Annotated in this window: 17 protein-coding genes; 16 read left to right on the top strand and 1 reads right to left on the bottom strand. The window is 65.4% G+C overall.

Translation table 11 applies throughout. From position 1 onward, the window contains the following. On the top strand, nt 1-198 hold a 198-nt coding region (locus RBB39_RS11125), incomplete at its 5' end, for a hypothetical protein (protein WP_306169093.1). Next, nucleotides 171-1,112 (top strand): tetratricopeptide repeat protein, encoded by a 942-nt coding sequence (locus RBB39_RS11120; RefSeq protein WP_083970666.1) that lies wholly within the window; start codon nt 171-173, stop codon nt 1,110-1,112. The genes RBB39_RS11125 and RBB39_RS11120, both read left to right, overlap by 28 nt. A gap of 96 nt (nt 1,113-1,208) precedes the next feature. On the opposite strand, the gene RBB39_RS11115 is transcribed toward RBB39_RS11120, so the two are convergent. Next, nucleotides 1,209-2,138, bottom strand: a complete 930-nt coding sequence (locus tag RBB39_RS11115; protein ID WP_045994981.1) for a LysR family transcriptional regulator — start codon at nt 2,136-2,138, stop codon at nt 1,209-1,211. 184 nt (nt 2,139-2,322) lie between these two features. Between RBB39_RS11115 and RBB39_RS11110 the strand changes: the two genes are divergently transcribed. The 14 genes from RBB39_RS11110 (at nt 2,323) to RBB39_RS11045 (ending at nt 22,573) form a co-directional block, all read left to right on the top strand. Then, nucleotides 2,323-3,432: an S-(hydroxymethyl)glutathione dehydrogenase/class III alcohol dehydrogenase gene (locus RBB39_RS11110; protein WP_045994980.1), complete on the top strand. Its 1,110-nt coding sequence runs from the start codon at nt 2,323-2,325 to the stop codon at nt 3,430-3,432. 209 nt (nt 3,433-3,641) lie between these two features. Continuing rightward, the gene (gene fghA, locus RBB39_RS11105) at nt 3,642-4,499 is read left to right on the top strand and encodes an S-formylglutathione hydrolase (RefSeq protein WP_045994979.1); all 858 of its coding nucleotides are present in this window, start codon (nt 3,642-3,644) and stop codon (nt 4,497-4,499) included. Nucleotides 4,500-5,073: 574 nt separating this feature from the next. Further along, nucleotides 5,074-6,189: a GlxA family transcriptional regulator gene (locus RBB39_RS11100; RefSeq protein WP_045994991.1), complete on the top strand. Its 1,116-nt coding sequence runs from the start codon at nt 5,074-5,076 to the stop codon at nt 6,187-6,189. 197 nt (nt 6,190-6,386) lie between these two features. Further along, nucleotides 6,387-7,085 (top strand): monofunctional biosynthetic peptidoglycan transglycosylase, encoded by a 699-nt coding sequence (mtgA, locus tag RBB39_RS11095; RefSeq protein ID WP_045994978.1) that lies wholly within the window; start codon nt 6,387-6,389, stop codon nt 7,083-7,085. A 283-nt stretch (nt 7,086-7,368) separates the two neighbouring features. Next, on the top strand, nt 7,369-8,382 hold the full coding sequence (locus RBB39_RS11090) for a dipeptidase (protein WP_045994977.1): 1,014 nt from the start codon (nt 7,369-7,371) through the stop codon (nt 8,380-8,382). Nucleotides 8,383-8,424: 42 nt separating this feature from the next. Beyond that, a complete protein-coding gene (locus RBB39_RS11085) occupies nt 8,425-8,970 on the top strand; it encodes a DUF5943 domain-containing protein (protein ID WP_045994976.1) in 546 nt (181 codons plus the stop codon). A gap of 242 nt (nt 8,971-9,212) precedes the next feature. After that, nucleotides 9,213-11,315, top strand: a complete 2,103-nt coding sequence (locus RBB39_RS11080; RefSeq protein ID WP_045994975.1) for an NADH:flavin oxidoreductase — start codon at nt 9,213-9,215, stop codon at nt 11,313-11,315. 60 nt (nt 11,316-11,375) lie between these two features. Beyond that, entirely contained in the window at nt 11,376-13,505 is a 2,130-nt protein-coding gene (locus RBB39_RS11075) for a DUF3483 domain-containing protein (protein ID WP_253028666.1), read from the top strand. Then, complete coding sequence (locus tag RBB39_RS11070) at nt 13,502-14,926, top strand: electron transfer flavoprotein subunit alpha/FixB family protein (RefSeq protein WP_083970664.1); 1,425 nt, start codon at nt 13,502-13,504, stop codon at nt 14,924-14,926. The genes RBB39_RS11075 and RBB39_RS11070 overlap by 4 nt, the downstream gene beginning before the upstream one ends. Continuing rightward, nucleotides 14,916-16,016: a hypothetical protein gene (locus RBB39_RS11065; protein ID WP_083970663.1), complete on the top strand. Its 1,101-nt coding sequence runs from the start codon at nt 14,916-14,918 to the stop codon at nt 16,014-16,016. Before RBB39_RS11070 ends, RBB39_RS11065 begins: the two co-directional genes overlap by 11 nt. A 104-nt stretch (nt 16,017-16,120) precedes the next feature. Next, nucleotides 16,121-17,878, top strand: a complete 1,758-nt coding sequence (locus RBB39_RS11060) for an NADH-ubiquinone oxidoreductase-F iron-sulfur binding region domain-containing protein (RefSeq protein WP_204249008.1) — start codon at nt 16,121-16,123, stop codon at nt 17,876-17,878. Continuing rightward, nucleotides 17,878-20,832 carry a formate dehydrogenase subunit alpha gene (fdhF, locus tag RBB39_RS11055; RefSeq protein WP_045994974.1) on the top strand — a complete coding sequence of 985 codons (2,955 nt, stop codon included), beginning with the start codon at nt 17,878-17,880 and terminating at the stop codon, nt 20,830-20,832. Before RBB39_RS11060 ends, fdhF begins: the two co-directional genes overlap by 1 nt. Nucleotides 20,833-21,012: 180 nt before the next feature. Next, nucleotides 21,013-21,288, top strand: coding sequence for a hypothetical protein (locus RBB39_RS11050; protein WP_045990997.1), 276 nt, complete (start codon nt 21,013-21,015; stop codon nt 21,286-21,288). A gap of 133 nt (nt 21,289-21,421) precedes the next feature. Beyond that, entirely contained in the window at nt 21,422-22,573 is a 1,152-nt protein-coding gene (locus tag RBB39_RS11045) for a sugar diacid recognition domain-containing protein (RefSeq protein WP_052704193.1), read from the top strand. The last annotated feature ends 245 nt before the right edge of the window (nt 22,574-22,818 follow it).

The following is a 22,818-nucleotide window of genomic DNA, read 5'->3' as shown; positions in this document are numbered from 1 at the left end:
GTGCAACACCCGATCGATCAGGTGTTGCACTTGCTCATTGAGACCGCCGGGTTTTTTAGCGTTTTTTTAGATGAGTCGTTTGGAAATTTTGAAATTGACGAATTTGTAGAGCTTTCCGTCGTATTTGATGGCGGCTTGGGAAATGAGGAACGTGCTCGGAGCGGTTTTAAATGTTATCTTATTTTAGTTGTTGCGTGAGAATGGTGAGGTTATTTTTTGTTATTTTAGTGGTTTCATGTTTTTTGGTCGCATGTGATTCCTGCAATGATGATGTAGATGTTAAGGATATTTCTGAAATTGCAAGAGTGTATAATCCAGATCCAGGCCCTCTTGCATTAGAACTGGTTTTTTCTTCTAGTACACCTAATGAAATAGCTCAAAAATCCGATGATGAAAATCCTTATTATGTTTATTTGGAAGGTGTTTTGAACTTTGGGAATGTTACTGGGCATGACCGGCTGAGGGATGAACAAAGAGGCGTGGAGCTTTTAAAGAAGGCGTGGTCACTAGGCGTCGTAGAAGCTGGATATAGTTTGTTTGATATATATTATAAAGGGATTGGTGTATGTAAAAATACTGAAATAGCATTGGAGTACTTAGAAGCATCGGCAGAACTAGGTTTGGTGAAATCTCAAAGAGTGCTGGGTCATGTGTATCGAGGTGTGAGACTTAGCGGAGTTGTCGAACAGGATTTTTCTCAATCATATTACTGGTATGAAAAGGCAGCTATGCAAGGAGATCGAGTATCTTCGTTGAATCTGGCTGGGCTTACTCATGAGGGCAGGGGGGTAGTGAGAAACGACAAAGAAGCAATGGATTGGTTGTTAAAAATGGACGGAATGACTTACGGCGATGAGATGGTAGGCTTCACAAGCTTAGGGGGCTTTTACGAAGAAGGGATAGGTACGGATATCGACCTCGTCCAAGCTTATAAATATTACGACCTTCTCTCACCCGGCAGCGCTCCCGACAAAGCCCGCCTCGAAGAAAAGATGACCCCTGAGCAGATCCGTGAGGCCATCCGCCTTTCTCGGGAGTGGCAGGAAGAACACAATATCTATGTGCCCAGCTACTACGGGCTTGAGTATCAGGAGGATGGGACCTTTCAGTAGTCGCAGGTGGCAGGCAATAGGAGGCAAGGCTTTTGGTGACCAGCTGTCGAAGGCCCTCGATACGAAAGCGTATCGAGGGCCTTTTTGTCGCTGGGGTTAATCGGATGGCGCTGGCTCGTCGATGCCTCGCCTGTCGCGATATCGCGGTGGCAGGCGCTCTGCGAGATGTTCGGCCAGGTAGTCGATGACCACGCGGACCTTTGGGGAGCGGTGGCGGTGGTGGGGGGTGACGGCCCAAACGCCGGTATCGCTGTGACGGTAGGTGTCGAGTACCGAGACAAGTTCGCCACGGGCCAGGTGATGCTCGACGTAGTAGTCGGGAAGCTGACCCAGGCCCACGCCCTTCAGCACGGCGTCGAGCAGGGCCGGGCCGGAGTTGCCCTGCCAGGGCCCCTTGATCGCCACTTCCCGGGGAATGCCGTCGACGGCGAAGCGCCAGCGATCACGTGAGCCATGCAGGCAGCGGTGGTGCTTCAGCTCGGACAGGGCGTGGGGCTGCGAATAGCGCTGGAAGTAGTCGGGGGAGCCCACCACGTACTCGCGACGATCGGCCAGGCGGCGGGCGATCATGGTGCTGTCCTCCAGCGTGCCCATGCGGATGCCGATATCGAAGCCTTCCTCGATCAGGTCCACCTGGCGGTTGGTGAAGTGCAGGCGCACGCCGAGCTGGGGGTACTGGATCAACAGGTCATTGATCAGAGGCGCCACGTAGCGCTCGCCAAAGGTGGTGGCGCAGGTCAGCGCCAGCTCGCCCCTGGGATGGGCCTCGAAGTCCTTGACCACGGCGTCGGCCTCGCGAAAGCCGTCGACCAGCGCCTCGCACTGCTGATAGTAGAGGCGACCGGCCTCGGTCAGGCTTATCTGGCGGGTGGTGCGATACAGAAGCGGCGTATCGAGGCGGCTCTCCAGTGCGGCCACCTGTCGGCTGACGTGGGAGCTGGATACACCCAGGCGTCGGGCGGCGGCGGCAAAGGACTTCAGGCGTACCACTTCGATAAAGGCTTCAATGCCGGCCCAGGGATGCATGGCGCTCTCCATTGTTGCGAGACAGCAACAATGTTATGCCGAATGCGTGCTTTATCCCAGTCCGTAGCGAGGTCTAGACTGTGGTCATCATCAACCGGGTCAGGATGACCCGTGCCCCTTACGTCAGTGCGCCAGGCTTGGTCGTTCATGCCTGGCGTGCAACCCCCGATCCGAGGAGATTGCCATGAAGTCTCGCGCCGCCATTGCCCTGGAAGCCGGCAAGCCGCTTACCCTGACCGAAATCGATGTCGAAGGCCCCAAGGCCGGCGAAGTGCTGGTCAGGGTGGTCGCTACCAGCGTCTGTCACACCGACGCCTATACCCTGTCCGGAGCCGACCCGGAGGGGCTGTTTCCGTCGGTACTGGGTCACGAGGGTGCCGGTGTGGTGGAAGAAGTGGGGGAGGGCGTCACCAGCCTGAAGCCCGGCGACCACGTCATCCCGCTGTACACGGCCGAGTGCGGCGAGTGCAAGTTCTGCCGTTCGGGCAAGACCAACCTGTGCAGCTCGGTCCGTGCCACCCAGGGCAAGGGCCAGATGCCTGACGGCACCACGCGCTTCTCGCTGGACGGCAAGCCGCTCTATCACTATATGGGCACTTCCACCTTCAGCGAGTACACCGTGGTGCCGGAGGTCTCGCTGGCCAAGGTGTCCAAGGAAGCGCCGCTGGACAAGATCTGCCTGCTCGGCTGCGGGGTGACCACCGGGATCGGCGCGGTGATGAACACCGCCAAGGTCGAGCCGGGCGCCACCGTGGCTGTGTTCGGTCTCGGTGCCATCGGCCTTGCGGTAATCCAGGGTGCGGTGATGGCCAAGGCCGGTCGTATCATCGCCATCGACGTGAATCCGGACAAGTTCGAGCTGGCCAAGCAGTTTGGCGCCACCGACTTCGTCAATCCGAAGGACTACAGCGATTCCATCCAGCAGGTGATCGTCGACCTGACCGACGGCGGCGTCGACTACTCCTTCGAGTGCATCGGCAACGTCAACGTTATGCGCTCGGCGCTGGAGTGCTGTCACAAGGGCTGGGGCGAGTCGATCGTCATCGGTGTCGCCGGCGCCGGCGAAGAGATCTCCACCCGGCCTTTCCAGCTGGTGACCGGTCGGGTATGGAAGGGCTCCGCCTTCGGTGGCGTCAAGGGCCGTAGCCAGCTGCCGGGCTACGTCGAGCAGTACATGAAGGGCGAGCTGAACATCGACGACTTCATCACCCACAACATGGAGTTCGAGAAGATCAACGAAGCCTTCGACCTGCTTCACGCCGGCGAGAGCATCCGCACCGTACTGCATTACTGAGCCGGTAGCATCGAGACGGCGCTGATGAGGCCACGCCCGCCTGACCCAAGCGATGGGCCAGGCGGGCGCCGATTGGCGGTGAGTCGAATGCTGGCGCAGTATTGATGCCAGCTCGCCCCACCGCCAGACGGCCGCGTCATCCGCCAGAACGCACCGCGTCGTTTTATCCGCCCCGGACCTCGGGGCTTCATCGTTGAGGGGAAGTCGCCATGTCCATGAGCGAACATCTGGAACTGGTCAGCGCCAATCGCAGCTTCGGCGGCTGGCACAAGCGCTATCGTCATCATTCGCGGGCGCTGGACTGCGAGATGACCTTCGCCATCTATCTGCCGCCCCAGGCCGAGACGGAAAAGGTGCCGCTGCTGTGGTGGCTGTCGGGGCTGACCTGCACCGACGAAAACTTCATGCAGAAGGCCGGTGCCCATCGGCTGGCGGCGGAACTGGGCATCGCCATCCTCTGCCCCGACACCAGTCCCAGGGGGACTGACCTGCCGGGTGAGCACGACAGCTACGATCTGGGTTCCGGGGCGGGCTTCTACGTCAATGCCACCCAGGAGCCGTGGAAGGCTCACTACCGGATGTATGACTACGTCACCGAAGAGCTGCCTTCGGTGGTTCGTCAGCACTTCCCGCTCAACGGTCGCGAGTCCATCAGTGGTCATTCCATGGGAGGCCACGGTGCCTTGATTCTGGCGCTGCGCAAGCCGGGGCACTACCGCTCGGTGTCGGCGTTCTCGCCGATCGTCAATCCGACCCAGTGCCCCTGGGGGCGCAAGGCGTTCTCGGCCTATCTGGGCGAGGATTCCAGCAAGTGGACCCAGTACGACGCCTGTGAACTGGTGGCTCGTGGCGCCTCACGTCAGCCGTTGTTCATCGACCAGGGCGACGCCGATGACTTCCTCGATGAGCAGTTGTGTCCGGAGCGGCTGGAGGCGGTCTGTGCCGAGCGCGATCACCCGCTGATCCTGCGTCGCCAGCCCGGCTACGACCACAGCTACTTCTTCATCGCGACCTTTATCGAGGATCACCTGCGCTACCACGCCGAGAAGCTCTACGCCAAGCGCTGAGCGAGACTTCTCGCCAACCTGCAGTACCCTCCAAGGTATCCTCCACGGCCCCCGATCATCGGGGGCCGTGGCGTTTCTGGGCTTATTTTTTTGCCCGGGATTTCTGCGGCCTGAACTTCCGGACCATGGAGTGGGGGAAGAGAGTGCTGGGTTTTGGCGTGTCCGGGCAGGGGGGCGTGCGCTGGCTGGCGAGCCAAAGGCGGCGTCCCGGCAAGGCATCGACGGGTCGCCTGTAGAGATAGCCCTGTCGTGAATGGGGAAATATGGCCGATCCTTTGCCTTGTCAGATGACAGATGCGACCTCGTCATAGTCACCTGCGACATCATTGTCGGAGACGACTGGTCAAGCGGCAGCCGATAGCGATTATTGTGATGCCGAGACTCAGTCGCCAGGCGTAAAGTCGTCGGAGAAAAGCACGGACGCTCCTGCCTGCGATACCCGTAGCGACGCTGGCAACGTCGAGGGTGTCGACACCATGCGCGAGTCCTGTTCCGTTTACGACGTCGCGATAACAACAAATGGACGTGACGGTACCTCGTGGCTTGCGACGAGGAGGCCGACGCTGTGGAGAAGATGACCATGACCCTGCCCAGCCGGCCCGAGGGGCCACAGACCGTAGGTTTTCTGCTGCTCGAGCATTTCACCCTGATCTCGCTGGCCTCGGCCATCGAGCCGCTGCGCATGGCCAACCAGTTATCGGGCCAGGAACTCTATCGCTGGTTCACCCTGAGCCTGGATGGTGCGCCGCTTCAGGCCAGCGACGGCCTGACCGTGACGCCGGACTCGTCGATCACGGTGCCGCTGTCGCTGGATATGGTCGTGGTCTGCGGCGGCGTGGCGCCGACCCGCCATGTGCACCAGGGCCACGTCAGCTGGCTGAAGGCCCAGGCACGCCACCTCAAGCGATTTGGCTCGGTGTGTACCGGCGCCTGGGCGCTGGCCCGGGCCGGGCTGCTCGAGGGTTATGAGGTCAGCACCCATTGGGAGTGCCAGGCAGCGCTGCAGGAGGCCTACCCGGGCATCGGCCTGACGTCGAAGCTTTTCGCCATGGACCGGGACCGTTTCACCTGCTCCGGCGGCACGGCGCCGCTGGACATGATGCTGACGCTGATCGGGCGTGACCATGGGCGCGAGCTGGCGGCGGGCATTTCCGACATGTTCGTGTGCGATCGGGTGCGTGGCGAGCAGGACCAGCAGCGGGTGCCGCTCAAGCATATGCTCGGCACCACCCAGCCGCGACTGCAGGAGATCGTCGCGCTGATGGAGAACAACCTTGAAGAGCCCATCGACCTGGACGAGCTGGCCCGCTACGTCAGCCTGTCGCGGCGCCAGCTGGAAAGGCTGTTCCAGCGCAACCTGCACTGCTCGCCGTCGCGCTATTACATGCGCCTGCGGCTCAATCGCGCCCGTCAGCTGTTGAAGCAGACCTCGATGTCGATCATCGACATCGCCGCCGCCTGTGGCTTCGTCTCCACCCCGCACTTCTCCAAGTGCTACCGCGAGTGCTTCGGCCTGCCGCCGCGGGAGGAGCGACTGGGCTGGAGCGCCTTCTCGCCGGTGGTGGCCGGTAGCACCGTATCCCCGCTGCTGGCGGCTGCCCCTGACGAACCGGTATCCCGGGCGCTGTCGGCGTTGGAAGAAGCGCGGGGGGAGCCGACCTACGGCAGCTTCAAGGTGTTGCCCAAGTAGCGAAGGGCGTGTTGAACAATGCGCCTTCGCTGGCCGAATTTGCTGGCCGAGGCCAGGGAGCAGGCTTCGGTATGCCTGGACGCCAGATATCGGCAGGAGGGCCTTTGGCCACACCGGTAAATGCTGACAGCGGCGATTGCCCGCCCCACCCAAGGCCTTGATATACTCCCCGGATCGATTCCAACCGAGCCCGATGCATGCGCAACTGGTGGCGCCCTCTCAGCCGACTTCTGCTACGCGCCACCCTTGCCTTTGCGCTGGGGTCAGTGGTGCTGGTGCTGGTGTTTCGCGTGGTGCCGGTGTTCGGCTCCATGGTGATGCTGGAGCGCGAGGTCTCGTCCTGGTTCTCCGGCGAGCCGCTGGACATCCAGCAGCGCTGGCGTCCCTGGGATGAGCTGTCAGACAACGCCAAGCTGGCGGTGATTGCGGCGGAAGACCAGCGCTTCCCCGATCATCATGGCTTCGACCTGGTGGAGTTGAAGCGTGCCATCGAGTCCGCCATGAACGGAGGCTCGCTGCGCGGGGCCAGCACCATTACCCAGCAGACCGCCAAGAATCTGTTTCTGTGGACCGGGCGGGACTATGTGCGCAAGGTGTTCGAGGCCTGGTTCGCCACCCTGATGGAACTGCTGTGGCCCAAGGAGCGCATCCTCGAGGTCTATCTCAATATCGTCGAATTCGACCGGGGGGTCTTTGGCCTGGAGGCCGCCAGTCGCCACTACTTTGGCGTCGGTGCCGATCAGTTGAGCGCCGCCCAGGCGGCCCGCCTGGCGGCGGTGCTGCCCAACCCGCGAGAGCGCAGCGCCTCGCACCCGGGGCCGCGCACCGCCCGTCACGCCGCCTGGATTCAGCGACAGATGAATAACCTGGGCCTTGGCTACCTGGAGAAGCTGTAGCCGGCAGGCGTCGCAGTCCTTGATCCTTTGGGTTCTGTCCATTCGCTTCTTTCCCTTTGCCCCTTTGCTTCCGGCACGTCTTCGCGGTGTTTTGAGGCGCGTCGTTTCGCTTCGTTCCTTTGCCCACGGGTGCCTTTTGTCGCTGCCGGAACGGCGGTGACGCTTTTGGAATTCTCGTCGTCGCAATCAGGCGTCGTGGCCCCCCGGGGCGGCGCTATCCTGCCCGCACAACGCCAGCGTTCTGCTGCTGGCGCTCTCCCTGAAGCGGGTAAGGACAACAGCGATGAACTCCCCTCTGACGCAAACCGAAACTGGTGCCATCGACGCCCGGGCGCTTCACCGCGAGGCCACGGTGATCGACGGTCTGATCATCGCCAAGTGGAGCCGTGAACTCCTCGAAGACATGCGCCGTGGTGGGCTGTCGGCGGCCAACTGCACCGTGTCGGTGTGGGAGGGGTTCCAGGCCACGGTGGACAATATCGTGGCCACCAACGCGCTGATGGAAGAGTGCAGCGACCTGGTGCTGCCGGTGCGCACCACCGCGGACATCCGGCGTGCCAAGCAGGAAGACAAGACCGGCATCATCTTCGGCTTTCAGAATGCCCATGCCTTCGAGGACCAGATCGGCTACGTCGAGATCTTCAAGAAGCTCGGCGTCGGTATCGTCCAGCTCTGCTACAACACCCAGAACCTGGTGGGCACCGGCTGCTACGAGCGCGACGGTGGCCTGTCCGGCTTCGGTCGCGAGATCGTCGCCGAGATGAACCGGGTCGGGGTGATGTGTGACCTGTCTCACGTTGGCGCCAACACCTCGCGCGAAGTGATCCTCGAGTCGTCCAGGCCGGTCTGTTATTCCCACTGCCTGCCCTCCGGGCTCAAGGAACACCCGCGCAACAAGTCCGACGAGGAGCTCAAGTTCATCGCCGACCACGGCGGCTTCGTCGGCGTAACCATGTTCACCCCCTTCCTGCGGGCCGGGGTCAACGCCACCATCGACGACTACGTCGAGGCCATCGTCTACGTGATGAATATCGTCGGCGAAGACGCCATCGGTATCGGCACCGACTTCACCCAGGGCCACGACCAGGCCTTCTTCGAGTGGCTGACCCACGACAAGGGCTACGCCCGTCGCCTGACCTCCTTTGGCGAGATCATCAATCCCAAGGGCATTCGCACCATCGGCGAGTTCGGCAACCTCACCGAAGCGCTGCTACGCCACGGCCTCAGCGAGGCCCAGGTGCGCAAGATCATGGGCGAGAACTGGGTACGGGTGCTGGCCGATGTCTGGGGCGAATAGCACACAACCACCACAACAATAACGCCTGCCAAGGAGTCGACCGTGACCAAGATGGCGCCTGAACTGCCCATAGAGGTGGACGTCGAGACCGGTGTCTGGACCACCGACGCCCTGCCGATGCTGTATGTGCCGCGACACTTCTTTATCAACAACCATATCGCCGTGGAGCAGGCGCTGGGCGTCGAGGCCTACGCCGAGATTCTCTACCACGCCGGCTACAAGAGCGCCTGGCACTGGTGCGAGAAGGAGGCCGAGTTGCACGGTCTGGCCGGCGAGGCGGTGTTCGAGCACTACATGACGCGTCTGTCCCAGCGAGGCTGGGGCCGCTTCATCACCGAGGCCATCGACCTGGAGGCGGGTACCGCCCGGGTGCGACTGGAACACAGCGCCTTCGTCTACCAGCTGGGCAAGGTCGGCTACCGGGTCGAGTACATGTTCACCGGCTGGTTCGCCGGTGCCATGGACCAGATCCTGGCGGCCTCGGGGTCGGCACTGCGTACCAGTGCCGAGCAGACCCAGAGCGCCGCCGAGCCAGGCTGCGAGGTAGGCCGCTTCGAGGTCCAGCCGCTCGCCACCGTGTCTCGCTGAGCTGCGCTATCTCGTCGATTCGGTGCGCAGCTCTGGTGTTCCTGTCAGGTGACGCTGTTCGGCGAACCCGATCGGCGACCCTATTCAGCAACCCCCGTCGGCGAGCCCAGCCAGCAACCTCCGTCGGCGAGGCCAGCCAGCGACACCCGTCGGCGAGCTCAGCCAGCGGCTCCCGTCAGCGACCACCGCAGGCCAAGGCGTCTGCCGTGGTTCCACCTTCGTCCGGGCAGAGGAGTTTCCCCATGGCCTTTGACGCGATCTTCGAGCCGATCACCATCGGCAGTCAGACCATTCGCAATCGCGTGGTCAGCACCGCCCACGCCGAGGTCCACGCCACCGACGGTGGCATGACCACGGAGCGCTACGTGCGCTACTACGAGGAGAAGGCCAAGGGCGGCTGCGGGCTATGCATCTGCGGCGGCTCCTCGGTGGTCTCCATCGACAGCCCCCAGGCCTGGTGGAGTTCGGTGAACCTGTCCACCGACCGCATCATCCCGCACTTTCAGAATCTGGCCGAGGCGGTGCACCGTCACGGCGGCAAGATAATGATCCAGATTACCCATATGGGGCGTCGTTCGCGCTGGGATGGCCACGACTGGCCCACCCTGGTGTCACCCTCGGGCATTCGCGAGCCGGTCCATCGCTCCACCTGCAAGACCATCGAGGAGGAGGAAATCTGGCGCATCGTCGGTGACTTCGCCCAGGCCGCTCGCCGGGCCAAGGAGGGCGGTCTCGATGGGGTCGAGCTGTCCGCCGTGCACCAGCACCTGATCGACCAGTTCTGGAGCCCACGCGTCAACAAGCGCGAGGATGCCTGGGGCGGCACCTTCGAGGGCCGCATGCGCTTTGGCCTGGAGGTGCTCAAGGCGGTGCGTGCCGAGGTCGGCGACGACTTCGTGGTGGGCATGCGCATCTGCGGCGACGAGTTCCACCCCGATGGCCTGACCCACGACGACATGAAGGCCATCGCCGCCTACTACGACGCCACCGGCAAGGTAGACTTCTTCGGCGTGGTCGGCTCCGGCTGTGACACCCACAACTCCCTGGCCAACGTCATTCCCAACATGTCCTATCCGCCGGAGCCCTTCCTGCACCTGGCCGCAGGCATCAAGGAAGTGGTCAGCGTGCCGGTGATCCACGCCCAGAACATCAAGGACCCGACCCAGGCCAACCGCATCCTCGAAGGTGGCTACGTCGACCTGGTGGGGATGACCCGGGCGCATATCGCCGACCCCCACCTGATCGCCAAGATCAAGATGGGCCAGGTCGACCAGATCCGTCAGTGCGTCGGCGCCAACTACTGCATCGATCGCCAGTACCAGGGCCTCGACGTGCTGTGCATCCAGAACGCGGCGACATCGCGGGAGTACATGGGCCTGCCGCATGTCATCAGCCAGAGCGAAGGCCGGAGGCGTCGCGCGGTGGTGGTGGGTGGCGGCCCCGGTGGCATGGAGGCCGCCCGGGTGCTGGCCGAGCGCGGCCACGAAGTGACCCTGTTCGAGGCCGAGGACAGCCTGGGCGGCCAGATCACTCTGGCGGCCAGGGCCCCGAGTCGCGACCAGATCGCCGGGATTACCCGCTGGTATCAGCTCGAACTTGCCCGGCTCAAGGTGGACCTGCGCCTGGGCACCCGGGCCGATGTACCCACCATCGATGACCTGAGGCCCGACCTGGTGGTGCTGGCCACCGGCGGACGGCCGTTTCTCGACCAGTACGCCGACTGGGGCTTCGACCCTGACCCGGAAAAGAGCCTGGTCGTCAGCACCTGGGACATCCTCTCGGGCAAGGTGGCACCGGGCCAGAACGTGCTCGTATTCGATTCCATCTGCGAGTTCTCCGGGGTGTCCGCTGCCGACTTTCTGGCCGACAAGGGCGCCCGGGTCGAGATCGTCACCGACGACATCAAGCCCGGGGCCGCGGTGGGGGGCACCACCTTCCCCACCTACTACCGCAGCCTGTACGAGAAGGAGGTCATCATGACCTCGGACCTGATGCTGCACGAGGTCTACCGCGAGGGGGCGTCGCTGGTGGCGGTGCTCGAGAACGAGTACAGCGGGGTCCAGGAAGAGCGTGTGGTCGACCAGATCGTGGTGGAGAACGGCGTGCGCCCGGACGAGCGGCTTTACCTCGAGATGAAGGAGGCCTCGCTCAATCGCGGTCAGGTCGATCTGGAAGCGCTCTATGCGGCCAGGCCGCAGCCCTGCCTGGCGTACCTGGACGGAGAAGGTCGCAGCGCTGGAGATCGCAGCGCCGGTTTCGTGCTGTTCCGACTGGGCGACGGGGTGGCGCCGCGCAATGTGCACGCCGCCATCTATGACGCCCTGCGTCTGTGCAAGGACGTTTGAGCGAGCCACGAGTGCGGCCCTGTCGCCGCCCGCCTGACCCTCGTCGAGAGGAGATAGAAGATGCCCGCAACCGTTCTTCCTGACCTGCTGGCCGTGCTGGTGCTGGCCGTGCTGACACTGACCCTGGTGGGTGGGGCCAGACGCTTCACCCTGTGGCGACGTGGGCGGCCCTCGCCGGTGCCCTGGTTGGCGGGCCTGGCGGCGATGCCACGCCGCTATCTGGTGGATCTGCACCACGTGGTGGCCCGGGACAAGGCCTTCGCCCACACCCACGTGGCCACCGCCGGGGGCTTCGTCGCCGCTGCGCTGCTGATGCTGCTGGTGTTGCTGGTGCCGATGCCGGCGGGGCTAAGGCTCGGCCTGACCGGCCTGATGCTGGCCGCCAGCGTGCTGATGCTGGTCGGTGCCAGGCTGGTCGCCAGGCGGCGGCGCTCGCCGCCGGCGCGGCTGTCATGTGGCCCCTGGATGCGCCTGCCCAGGAGCCTCACGGTTTTCTCGGCAAGCCTTGCCGGCGTTGCACTGGTCAGTCTGCTGTCCTCGCTGCTGCCGCCAGGCTGGCTCGGCGGCATCCTCGGCTGGACGCTTGCCGGCGTGCTGCTGGTGGGGCTCGCGCTGGGACTCGCCGAGATGTTGCTGGGCATGACCTGGGGCGGGCCGATGAAGCACGCCTTCGCCGGTGCGCTGCACCTGGCCTGGCATCGCCGGGCAGAGCGCTTTTCCACGCGCTCAAGCGAGCGCGAGGGGCGCACGCCGCGCTCCACTGGGCTCAAGGCGCTCGATCTGGACGACCCCGAGGCGCCGCTGGGGGTGGCGTGTCCCGAGGACTTCACCTGGAACCAGCGCCTGGGCTTCGATGCCTGCGTGCAGTGCGGGCGCTGTGAGGCGGTGTGCCCGGCCTTCGCCGCCGGCCAGCCGCTCAATCCCAAGAAGCTGATCCAGGACATGGTGCGGGGCATGACCGGTGCCAGCGCCGACAGCTACCACGGTTCGCCCTATCCCGGCCGGCCGCTCACTCAAGATAGAGGTCAAGACAAGTCTCAGAACCAGGGCCGGCCGGGAGGACCCATCGTCGTCGAGGCGGGGGGCGCCTTGCTCGATGCCGATACCCTGTGGTCCTGCACCACCTGCCGGGCCTGCGTGGAAGAGTGCCCGATGATGATCGAGCACGTGGACGCCATCGTCGATCTGCGCCGCCACCTGACCCTGGAGCGCGGCAAGACCCCGGGCAAGGGCGCGGCGGTGCTCGACAATCTGATCGCCACCGACAATCCCGGCGGCTTTGCCCCCGGGTCACGCATGCACTGGGCGGCCGACCTGGCGCTCCCGCTGATGCGCGACTACGGCCAGGTGGATGTGCTGCTGTGGCTGGGGGACGGCGCCTTCGACATGCGTAATCAGCGTACTCTGCGCGCCCTGGTCAAGATCCTGCGGGCGGCGTCGGTGGACTTTGCCGTGCTTGGCAACGAGGAGTGCGATAGCGGCGACGTGGCACGCCGGCTGGGAGACGAGGCGACCTTTCAGCGTCTGGCCCGGGCCAATGTGGCGACGCTTTCACACTATCGCTTTCAGACCATCGTCACCTGTGACCCCCACAGCTTCCACGTGCTCGGCAATGAGTACGGCGCCTTCGGCGGCGACTACCGGGTGCGCCACCACAGCACCTTTATCCAGGAGTTGATCGCCGACGGACGGCTCACGCTCGAGTCCCGTCAGCGCGGCCGTGTCACCTACCACGACCCTTGCTACCTGGGGCGCTACAACGGCGAATACGAGGCGCCGCGCCAGGTGCTGGCGGCGCTCGGCATCGAGCTATCCGAGATGCAGCGCTCCGGTTTCCGTTCGCGCTGCTGCGGTGGGGGTGGCGGCGCCCCGATCACCGACGTGCCCGGCGAGCGGCGGATTCCCGACATGCGCATGGCCGACGTGGCCGAGACCGGCGCCGAGCTGGTGGCGGTGGGCTGCCCCCAGTGCACCGCCATGCTCGAAGGGGTGGTCGATGCCACCGCCCAGGTGCGCGATATCGCCGAGCTGGTGGCGGAGGCGCTGATCGAGCTGCCCACCGGCAAGCGCCAAGCGCGCAAGGCGCAAGCACACGACAGGACGGTCGCCGCAAAAGGAGGTGTGGCAAGAGGCGCCGACCCGGCCGTGAACCGAGGCGTGGGCCGTGACGTAGAGGAGCTGAGCCAATGAACCCGTCCGATAAAGCGACGCGAGGCAGCACCCCGGTAGAGACGGCTCGGCGGCGTCGCGATCCCCGGCAAGAGTGGATCGCCCGCAATCGTTTGCATCCGCAGCATCAGTCGGTGCTGGCCGCTTTGGAGGGCGCCACCTCGCCACCGGCGTGGATGGGCCCCCAGGGACGGTTGCGCCGGAACCCGCACGCGGTGGGCTTTATTGGCCCCAACGGTCGTCGGCGTATCGACCGCAGCGGTGTCCAGGCGGGAGCCACCGCGTCGCCTGCAGGTCGCGCCCAGACCGCAACCGTTCAGGCCGCCCGCGACCGGCGCCGAGCGGTGACGCTGGAAGCCCCGGCGGGCTGGATCGCGGTGGTCCCGGATACCGCCACCGGCAGGCTGACCGAGCACGATCGCGATCTGTTCGGCCTGGCCCGTCGACTGGCCGATAGCGGTTCCAAGCCAGAGGGAGCTGAACTGGCCGTGGTGGCCATCCTGTTCGGGGATTCGCCGCCACCCGCGCTGGAGCAGGCGCTCGGCGAGGCCGGGGCCGATCGGGTGGTCTGCCTGGCGGTGGCGGAGGGTTATGCCCCCGAGGCACGTCTGGCGGCCTGCACCCGAGTGGACGACGCGCTGGCGCCGCGCCATTGGCTGTTTCCCGATACCGCCCTGGACGGCGGCGATCTGGGTCGCAGGCTGGCGGTACGGCTGGGCGAGCGGCCCGCCTGTGGAGTGTGGCGGGTCGAGGCGGATGGCGGGCTCGATGCCGGCGGGTCCTGCGTCTGTCGGACCGGGTCCGGGCGCGAGGACCAGCCCCGTCCGCTGCCGCGCATCCTGATGGCGCTAGCCGAATGCGCCGAGCCGGTGGTCGAGACCCGCCACGAGGCGAGAGCGATGGCCCAGGAGCCACCGCACGCGCCCCAAGCACCCCAAGCAAGGCTCGAGGATCTTGGTGCGGTGGCGGTGGACCCTGCCGAGATCGCCCTGCACGAGGCGCCCTTTATCCTGTCCGGCGGCAATGGCGTTGGCGACTGGCCCGGCTTTCACCGGGCCGCCCAGGCGCTGGGCGCCAGCGAAGGCGCCTCCCGGGTGGCGGTGGACGACGGCAATATGCCACGCCATCGCCAGGTGGGGGCCACCGGCACCTTCGTCAGCGCCCGGGTCTACCTGGCGGTGGGGATCAGCGGGGCGATCCAGCACCTGCAGGGAATCCAGCGCTGCGACAAGGTCATCGCCGTCAACCGCGACCCCGGCTGCGATATGGTCAAGCGGGCCGATCTGTCGGTGATTGGCAATGGCGACGAGATCCTCGCCGAACTGGTACGTCTGGTCGAGGCCAGGGGGGAACGTGGAGGCAAAGGTGATAGCGAGCGTGGCGATACCCACGAGTCCCGGCCAGCGGAAACATCCCCGAAGGAGGCCCTGAATGTTGCCTGAATCTTCCTCCCCCCATGGCGAGGCCCAGATCGGTGCCAGTGCCGATACCAACGGCGGTGTCAAAAACAAAGCCAAGGCCAACGCCTCCAGCGCAGACGCTGCCTACCTACAAGCCAGCGCCATCACCTCGCTTCGCCTGGATGTGCTTTTGTCGGTGGGGCGCCATCGCCTGACCGGTCGCGCCCAGCGTGCCGATGGCGACGCCCGGGCGCTGGAAATGGCGTTGTCGCTGAGACAGGCGTTGCAGACCGAGAAGACGACCCCTCCCGAGGTGGAGTTGATTCCCTGGCACCTGGGGTCGGAGGGCGACGACACCGAAGCGGCGCTGCGTGGCTATCTGGGCATGGGCCTGGACGCCATTCGCTGGATCAAGGCACCGGCGGCGGCGGACGCCATGGCGCCACTTCGGGCGTCGCTGACATCGCCCTCGGCGGAGGACGCTTACCACCGTCAGGCGCGCCTGGTGCTGTGCGGGATGCGTGCCGAGCAGGGCGAGGGCACCGGCATGCTGCCCATGGTGCTGGCCGAGCAACTCGGCTGGGCCTGGGTCCCTGGGGTGGTGGCCCTCGAGCGTATTGAAGCGATCGAGGGTCGCCAGCGGCACGCTGAGGACGGTGAGCCAGGCGAGGCGAAGCACGACGGGGAGACCGTGCTGTTCCAGGCCATCGTGCTGCAGGCGCTGCCGCAGGGACAGCGACGCCGTCTGGCGGTGACCCTGCCGGCCATCCTGGGGGTGGACAGTGCGGCACCGGCCGCGCGCCAGAGTGCCTTCGGTCCGGCCCGGCGTGGTCAGCTGCGTCTGGTCGAGTCAGGCGAAGAGGTGGTGCTGGACCCGGCGGTGGAGCAGTGGCCGCTGATACCGGCCCGCGCCCGCCCCAGGCGGCTCAAGATCGTCACCGCGACCAGCGCCCGGGATCGCTTCAAGGCCGCCGCCGCCAAGGCCGAAGGTGGCGGTGGTCGGGTGCTCGAGGATGTCTCGGCCACAGAAGGGGCCGCCGCCATCCTGTCGATGCTCGAGGCAGAGGGCGTCTTGCCTGCCGGCGGGGCCCGGCACGGTCAACAAGGTAGTCCACAAGGCGATGGACGCTGACGCCAAGCGGTGCCAGCATCAAGGCAGGGACCGCCAGTGGCAGGGCGCGTCGACCCGGCAAAGTCCGCACCGCTGCCTTACATGGACATAACTAGAGTCAAGCAATGACCGTCGAACCCGATACCACCGTGACTTCCGACGCCAGCCGATCCCGGCGTACCCGGGCGACCCTCAAGGGGCGCCAGACCGACCCCGACCTCCTCGAGGCATTGCGTCGGTTGCTGGACGATGAACGCAAGCACCCCGAGCTGCGGCGGCGCGATCTCTTGATCGAGCACCTGCACGCTATCCAGGACGCCAATGGTCATCTGGCGCTTGACTGGCTGAGGGCGCTTGCGAGCTACATGACGCTGCCCATGGCGGCGGTCTACGAGACGGCGACCTTTTACGCTCACTTCGATGTGGTGCATGACGGCGAGGCGCCGCCACCCGCACTGACGGTGCGCGTGTGCGACTCGCTGTCCTGTGAGCTTGCCGGGGCCGAGCGTCTGGCCGAGGCGCTGAGCGACGGCCTCGACCCCGAGCAGGTGCGCGTCACCCGTGCCCCCTGCATGGGCCGCTGCGACCTGGCGCCGGTGGTCGAGGTGGGGCACCACCACCTGGGCCACGCCACCCCGCAGGCGGTGGAGGTGCTGGTGGAAACCGGCAAGACCCATCCAGAGGCGGTGCTGTGGCAGCGCCTCGATGAATATCGCCGAGAGGGCGGCTACGAGCTGCTGCGCGGCTGCCGGGAAGGCCAGGTGACGGCCGATGAGTTGACCTCGATGCTCGAGCGCGCGGGCCTGCGGGGGCTTGGCGGCGCGGGTTTCCCGACCCATCGCAAGTGGCAGAGCGTTCGCGCCGAGCCCGGTCCTCGCTGGTGCGCGGTCAACGCCGACGAAGGTGAACCGGGGACCTTCAAGGATCGCTACTACCTGGAGCGCGCCCCCCATCAGATGCTGGAAGGCGCCCTGGTGGCCTGCTGGGCGGTCGAGGCAGAAGGCGTCTATATCTACCTGCGCGACGAGTATCCCGGCGTCCACCGGGTACTGATCGAGGCCATCGAGGAGCTCGAAGACGCCGGTATCGCGCAGCCGGGCCAGCTTATCCTCAGGCGTGGCGCCGGGGCCTACATCTGCGGCGAAGAGTCGGCGATGATCGAGTCGCTGGAGGGCAAGCCCGGCAAGCCCAGGCATCGTCCGCCGCTGGTCGCCCACAAGGGCCTGTTCGGCCGGCCTACGCTGGTCAACAACGTCGAGACCCTGTACTGGATACCGGTGCTGTGGCGCGAGGGGGTGGCCATGTACGCCGGTCAGGGCCGACGCGAGCGCAGCGGCCTGCGCAGTTTTTCGCTGTCCGGGCGGGTGCGACGGCCTGGTGTCTATCTGGCACCCGCCGGCATCAGCCTGCGCGAACTGGTCGACGAGTACGGCGGCGGCATGGCGCCTGGCCATCAGCTGGCCGGCTATCTACCGGGGGGCGCCTCCGGCGGTATCCTGCCCGCTGCCAAGGCGGATATCGCACTGGACTTCGACACCCTCCAGGCCGAGGGCTGCTTTATCGGCTCGGCGGCGGTGATCGTGCTGTCCGACCAGGACGACCTGCGCGCGGTGGCCACCAACCTGCTGGCCTTCTTCGCCGATGAATCCTGCGGTCAGTGCACCCCCTGTCGGGTCGGTAGCGAGAAGATGCTGAGCCTGCTCGAGCGCGATCAATGGGTGGTGGAGGACCTGGAGCGACTGTCCCGGGTGATGCAGGACGCCTCGATCTGTGGCCTGGGGCAGGCGGCGCCGAATCCGGTGCTGAGTCTGCTGCGCCACTTCCGCGATGACCTGGGGCGCCACGACATCATCGTCACCGATACCGCCGAGGGAGCATGCTGATGACCGGATCCCGGAACGCTTTTGTCTCCCACGTCGCTGAAGATTCGACGCTCGAGTCCTTCACGCTGACGCTGGATGGTGTCGAGGTGAGCGCCTGGCCCGGCGAGACCCTGTGGCAGGTGGCCAAGCGTGCCGGGGAGACCATACCGCACCTGTGCTTCAAGGACGCCAGCGGCTACCGCGCCGACGGCAACTGCCGCGCCTGCATGGTGGAGATCGAGGGCGAGCGGGTGCTCGCCGCCAGCTGCCTGAGGGAGGCGCGCCCCGAGATGGTGGTCAGAAGCCAGTCGTCCGAGCGCGCCCGGGTCGCCCGCGAGGGCGTGCTGGAGCTGCTGCTCAGCGATCAGCCGCCGCGCGACGATAGCCCGGACCGTGCAAGCCAGCTGTGGCAGATGGCCGATCACCTGGCGGTGGACGCCACCCGCGCCCGCGCACGCTACCCCAGGCGCAGGCCCGACGTCGTGCGTCATGCGCCCGGCGCTCGCCTTCCCGGCCAGTGCCCGCCGATCGCAGATGATGCGAGCGGGAGGAGCCATGCTTCCGCGACAGCAGGCCACGACACCAGCCATCCGGCGATGACGGTCAATCTGGACGCCTGTATCCACTGCACCCTGTGCGTGCGCGCCTGTCGTGAGGTGCAGGTCAATGACGTCATCGGCATGGCCCATCGCGGCGCCGCCAGCAAGGTGGTGTTCGACCTCGATGACGCCATGGGCCAGGGCAGCTGCGTGGGTTGCGGCGAGTGCGTCCAGGCCTGTCCCACCGGCGCCCTGTCGCCGACCAGCCTGATCGATGCCCAGGGCCGTGGTAACAGCGACAGCGCCGAGCGCAAGGTGGACTCGGTGTGTCCCTACTGCGGCGTCGGCTGCCAGTTGACCTACCACGTCAAGGATGACGCCATCCTCTACGTGGAAGGCCGCGACGGCCCGGCCAACCAGGGACGGCTGTGCGTCAAGGGACGCTTCGGCTTCGACTACGGCCGCCACCCGTCACGGCTGACCCGACCGCTGGTGCGGCGCGAGGGCGTGCCCAAGGGCATGGACGAGGGCTTCGATCCCGCCCGGCCACTGACCCATTTTCGCGAGGCCGACTGGGACGAGGCGCTGGCGCTGGCCGCCGGGGGCCTGACCCGGCTCAAGGCCGACCACGGTCCCAGGGCGCTGGCAGGCTTCGGCAGTGCCAAGTGCTCCAACGAGGAGGCCTGGCTGTTCGAGAAGCTGGTACGCACCGGCTTCGGCTCCAACAACGTCGACCACTGCACCCGGCTGTGTCACGCAAGCTCGGTGGCGGCGCTGATGGAATGCATCGGCTCCGGTGCGGTGACCGCCTCCTTCATGCAGGCGCTGAACGCCGACGTGGTGATCCTCACCGGCTGCAATCCGGCGGTCAATCATCCGGTGGCGGCGACCTTCTTCAAGCAGGCGGCCAAGGGTGGCACCCGGTTCATCATCATCGATCCACGGGGCCAGGCCATGGGCGCCTATGCCCATCGGGTACTGCGCTTCACCCCGGGGGCCGACGTCTCGCTGTTCAACGCCATGCTGAACGTCATCATCGACGAGCAGCTCTTCGATGAGGCCTATATCCGTGAGCACACCGAGGGCTTCGAGCGGCTCAAGGCAGCGGTGCGCGATCAGACGCCGGAGTCGGTGGCCGCGGCCTGTGGCGTGCCCGCCGACGAGATCCGCGCGGCGGCGCGGGAATACGCCAACGCCGAACGGGCGATGATCTTCTGGGGCATGGGGATCTCCCAGCATACCCACGGCACCGACAACGCCCGTTGCCTGATCTCGCTGGCGCTGGCCTGTGGTCACACCGGGCGCCCCGGCACCGGCCTGCATCCGCTGCGTGGCCAGAACAATGTCCAGGGAGCCTCCGACGCCGGCCTGATCCCGATGGTGCTGCCGGACTACCAGCCGGTGTCCGACGCCCAGGTGCGGGCCTCCTTCGAGGAGCTGTGGGGCAACGCCGGCACAAGCAGCGACGGCAGCGGCGACGCCCTGGATCCCGAGCCGGGCCTCACCGTGGTCGAGATCATGGACGCCATCCACGCCGGCACCATCCGCGGCATGTACATTCTGGGCGAGAACCCGGCCATGTCGGACCCGGACCTGACCCACGCCCGTGGTGCGCTGGCAAGCCTCGAACATCTGGTGGTGCAGGACCTGTTCGTCACCGAGACGGCGCAGTTCGCCGACGTCATCCTGCCGGCCTCGAGCTGGCCGGAAAAGGACGGTACCGTGACCAACACCAACCGTCAGGTGCAGCTAGGGCGCCAGGCGCTGCCGCTGCCCGGTGATGCGCGGCCGGACTGGTGGATCATCCAGGAGATGGCGCGGCGCTTCGGCCTCGACTGGGACTATGGCCACCCGCGCGAGGTCTACGCCGAGATGCAGAAGGGGATGGCCTCGCTGAACCATATCGACTGGGAGCGACTCGAGCGCGAAGGCGCGGTCACCTATCCCTGCCTGGCGGAAGGGGCGCCGGGCGAAGACGTGGTGTTCTCCGAGGCCTTCCCCACGGCGAGCGGCAAGGCGCGCTTCTCGCCGGCGCTGCCGCTGCCGCCCGATGAACCCATCGACCGTGACTACCCGACGGTGCTGTCCACCGGACGCCAGCTTGAGCATTGGCACACCGGTTCGATGACCCGCCGGGCCCAGGTACTCGACGACCTGGAGCCCGAGGCGGTGGCCAGCCTGTCGGCGGGGGAGCTCACCCGGCTGGGTGTGCACCCGGGAGAGCGGGTGACCATCACCACCCGGCGTGGCGCCATCACCCTGGTGGCGCGGCTCGACGACGGCATGCCCGACGGCATGGTGTTCGTACCCTTCTGCTATGTGGAGGCGGCGGTGAATCTGCTGACCAATTCGGCGCTGGACCCCTACGGCAAGATTCCGGAGTTCAAGTATGCCGCCTGTCGCTTGAGTCGCGCCGAGCCGGCCCAGGTCACCTAGGCGATGTCCGAAAAGTCGACGAGCGAAGGTTAGACAAGGCAAAAATCGGTGAGAAAGCGCAGTTTACGGGGTGTAAATGAGCATTTTGATCCGATTTTTAACGCCGTATTACCGAGCGCAGGCACTTTTCAGACAAGCCCTAATCTGAACGTTAGACACAGCAACAAGGAGTCACCCACCATGATGATTGCCGAGCTGATCGACGGTCGTGACTTTCGTGATCGGCTGTTGGCGCTGGGAGTGCGCCTGCCCGAGGATGCCTGCCCCGAGACCTGCGCCAGGATGGCCCGGCTCAAGGCACGTGAGGTCGGCCTGCCCGGCCTTGCGGCGCTGGTGCGCGAATTGATGGACAAGCAGGAGGTGCTGTTGCCGTCGGTCCATCAGGCCATCCAGGCCCACCTGCTGGGGCTCGATGATAACGGCGAATCCAGGGCTGCAGGGAAGGGCTCAGCCTAGGGCGCCTAGCCTAGGGCGCCGACTGTGGTGCCGTCTATGGCTCAGCCTGGGGCGCAGGCTAGACCGCCGGCTTGCAGCCGCTCAGTCGCAAGGCGAAGATGGCGTTTCTTCGCCAGCGGCGGCAGGTGGCCCCATGATTCTGAGCGCTGAGCTCGCACAGCAGATCATCGACAAGACCCAGGATATTCTCGACGCCAACATCAACGTGATGGACGCGCGCGGGGTGATCATCGCCAGCGGTGATCACTCGCGTCTGGGTACCCTGCACGATGGCGCGGTGCTGGCGCTTCAGCGTGGCAATGGACTCGAGATATCCGAGCATGACGTCGATGCCTTCAAGGGGGCGCGACCGGGCATCAATCTGCTGCTTCAGTGCGCCGGCGAGACCGTGGGAGTGCTCGGTATCACCGGTCCGCCATCGCAGGTACGTCAGGCGGCGCGGCTGGTCAAGGTGACCGCCGAGATGCTGGTCGAACAGGCCGACATGCTGAGTCAGCTTGAGTGGGCCAAGCGCCACCGGGAAGGTTTTATCCTGTCATGGGTCAACGCTGAGCTTTCTTCCGAGCAACTTCATGACTGGGCCGAGCGACTGGGGATCGACGTCGCCTGTCAGCGACTGGCGGTACTGATCGAGCTGGACAGAGGATCGCCCAGCGCAGATCTGGATGCCATGCAGCGACTGATGGAGCTTCTGGCCCGTGACAGTCTGGTCACCCAGGTCTCACCCCATCGCGTTCTGGTGCTCCAGCCTTTGACGGATCAGGCTGGACAGCACAAGCAGGGCGCACACCCAGGCCCCGACGGGGCTATCGAAGCCCTGCTGGCGCGACTGGCACGCCACGATATTCACGGGGTCAAGGTCGCCGTCGGGCGTGCCTTCGATGCACCCGGCCACCTCCACCTGTCCTACGGGAGCGCCCGGCAGGTACTGGCGATCGGCAAGCGCCAGTTTCCCGAGCGAATGACCTATCACTACGAAGAGCTGCGCCTTCCGGTGCTGCTGTCGCCACTGAACGATGGCTGGCAAGGCGAGCAGTTGCGCGAGGCGGTCGAGCGCATCCGTGGCGCCGACAGCCATGGGCGTCTGCTCAAGACCCTGGCAATGCTGATCGAGCACGAGGGCAACCTGAGTCGCTGCGCCGATGCCCTGCATGTCCATCGCAACACTCTGCGCTATCGACTGGATCGCATCCACGAGATTACCGGTATTTCTCCCCATTGCTTCACCGGCCTGGTGGAGCTTTTCCTGGGTCTGGAGCTGTCGTCCGGCGACGGCGCTCATTGAAACCCACAGGCTGATCTTTCTCGCGGGTGGCGAGCGGTGGCTTGCGAGCTGTTGCTTGCGAGCTTGTGCCTCGATGTTGTCCGTCATCATGTCGCAGGGGGCATCGGGCCTGCGGGTGTGTCTGCAGGTAGGGTGGTGGTTGCCACAAAGCCAGCCGTCAGGGCTTGCCTGCCATAAGAATGTGAAGCCACGGCGCTTAGCTTGTGGCTTTTTTCTTACATTAAATTACGAATTAGTTACTGAGA

It is taken from the genome of Halomonas sp. MMSF_3323 (assembly GCF_030733595.1).
GTDB lineage: Bacteria > Pseudomonadota > Gammaproteobacteria > Pseudomonadales > Halomonadaceae > Halomonas > Halomonas litopenaei.
The sequence above is the reverse complement of the archived record's forward strand: the minus strand, read 5'-3'. Positions and strand labels throughout refer to the sequence as shown.

What these genes read in the sequence shown, in the direction of transcription:
- RBB39_RS11120 (WP_083970666.1), top strand. Translation starts at nt 171, where the DNA reads ATGTTATCTTATTTTAGTTGTTGCGTGAGAATGGTGAGGTTATTTTTT.
- RBB39_RS11115 (WP_045994981.1), bottom strand. Translation starts at nt 2,138, where the DNA reads ATGCATCCCTGGGCCGGCATTGAAGCCTTTATCGAAGTGGTACGCCTG.
- RBB39_RS11110 (WP_045994980.1), top strand. Translation starts at nt 2,323, where the DNA reads ATGAAGTCTCGCGCCGCCATTGCCCTGGAAGCCGGCAAGCCGCTTACC.
- fghA (WP_045994979.1), top strand. Translation starts at nt 3,642, where the DNA reads ATGTCCATGAGCGAACATCTGGAACTGGTCAGCGCCAATCGCAGCTTC.
- RBB39_RS11100 (WP_045994991.1), top strand. Translation starts at nt 5,074, where the DNA reads ATGACCATGACCCTGCCCAGCCGGCCCGAGGGGCCACAGACCGTAGGT.
- mtgA (WP_045994978.1), top strand. Translation starts at nt 6,387, where the DNA reads ATGCGCAACTGGTGGCGCCCTCTCAGCCGACTTCTGCTACGCGCCACC.
- RBB39_RS11090 (WP_045994977.1), top strand. Translation starts at nt 7,369, where the DNA reads ATGAACTCCCCTCTGACGCAAACCGAAACTGGTGCCATCGACGCCCGG.
- RBB39_RS11080 (WP_045994975.1), top strand. Translation starts at nt 9,213, where the DNA reads ATGGCCTTTGACGCGATCTTCGAGCCGATCACCATCGGCAGTCAGACC.
- RBB39_RS11075 (WP_253028666.1), top strand. Translation starts at nt 11,376, where the DNA reads ATGCCCGCAACCGTTCTTCCTGACCTGCTGGCCGTGCTGGTGCTGGCC.
- RBB39_RS11070 (WP_083970664.1), top strand. Translation starts at nt 13,502, where the DNA reads ATGAACCCGTCCGATAAAGCGACGCGAGGCAGCACCCCGGTAGAGACG.
- RBB39_RS11065 (WP_083970663.1), top strand. Translation starts at nt 14,916, where the DNA reads ATGTTGCCTGAATCTTCCTCCCCCCATGGCGAGGCCCAGATCGGTGCC.
- RBB39_RS11060 (WP_204249008.1), top strand. Translation starts at nt 16,121, where the DNA reads ATGACCGTCGAACCCGATACCACCGTGACTTCCGACGCCAGCCGATCC.
- fdhF (WP_045994974.1), top strand. Translation starts at nt 17,878, where the DNA reads ATGACCGGATCCCGGAACGCTTTTGTCTCCCACGTCGCTGAAGATTCG.
- RBB39_RS11050 (WP_045990997.1), top strand. Translation starts at nt 21,013, where the DNA reads ATGATGATTGCCGAGCTGATCGACGGTCGTGACTTTCGTGATCGGCTG.
- RBB39_RS11045 (WP_052704193.1), top strand. Translation starts at nt 21,422, where the DNA reads ATGATTCTGAGCGCTGAGCTCGCACAGCAGATCATCGACAAGACCCAG.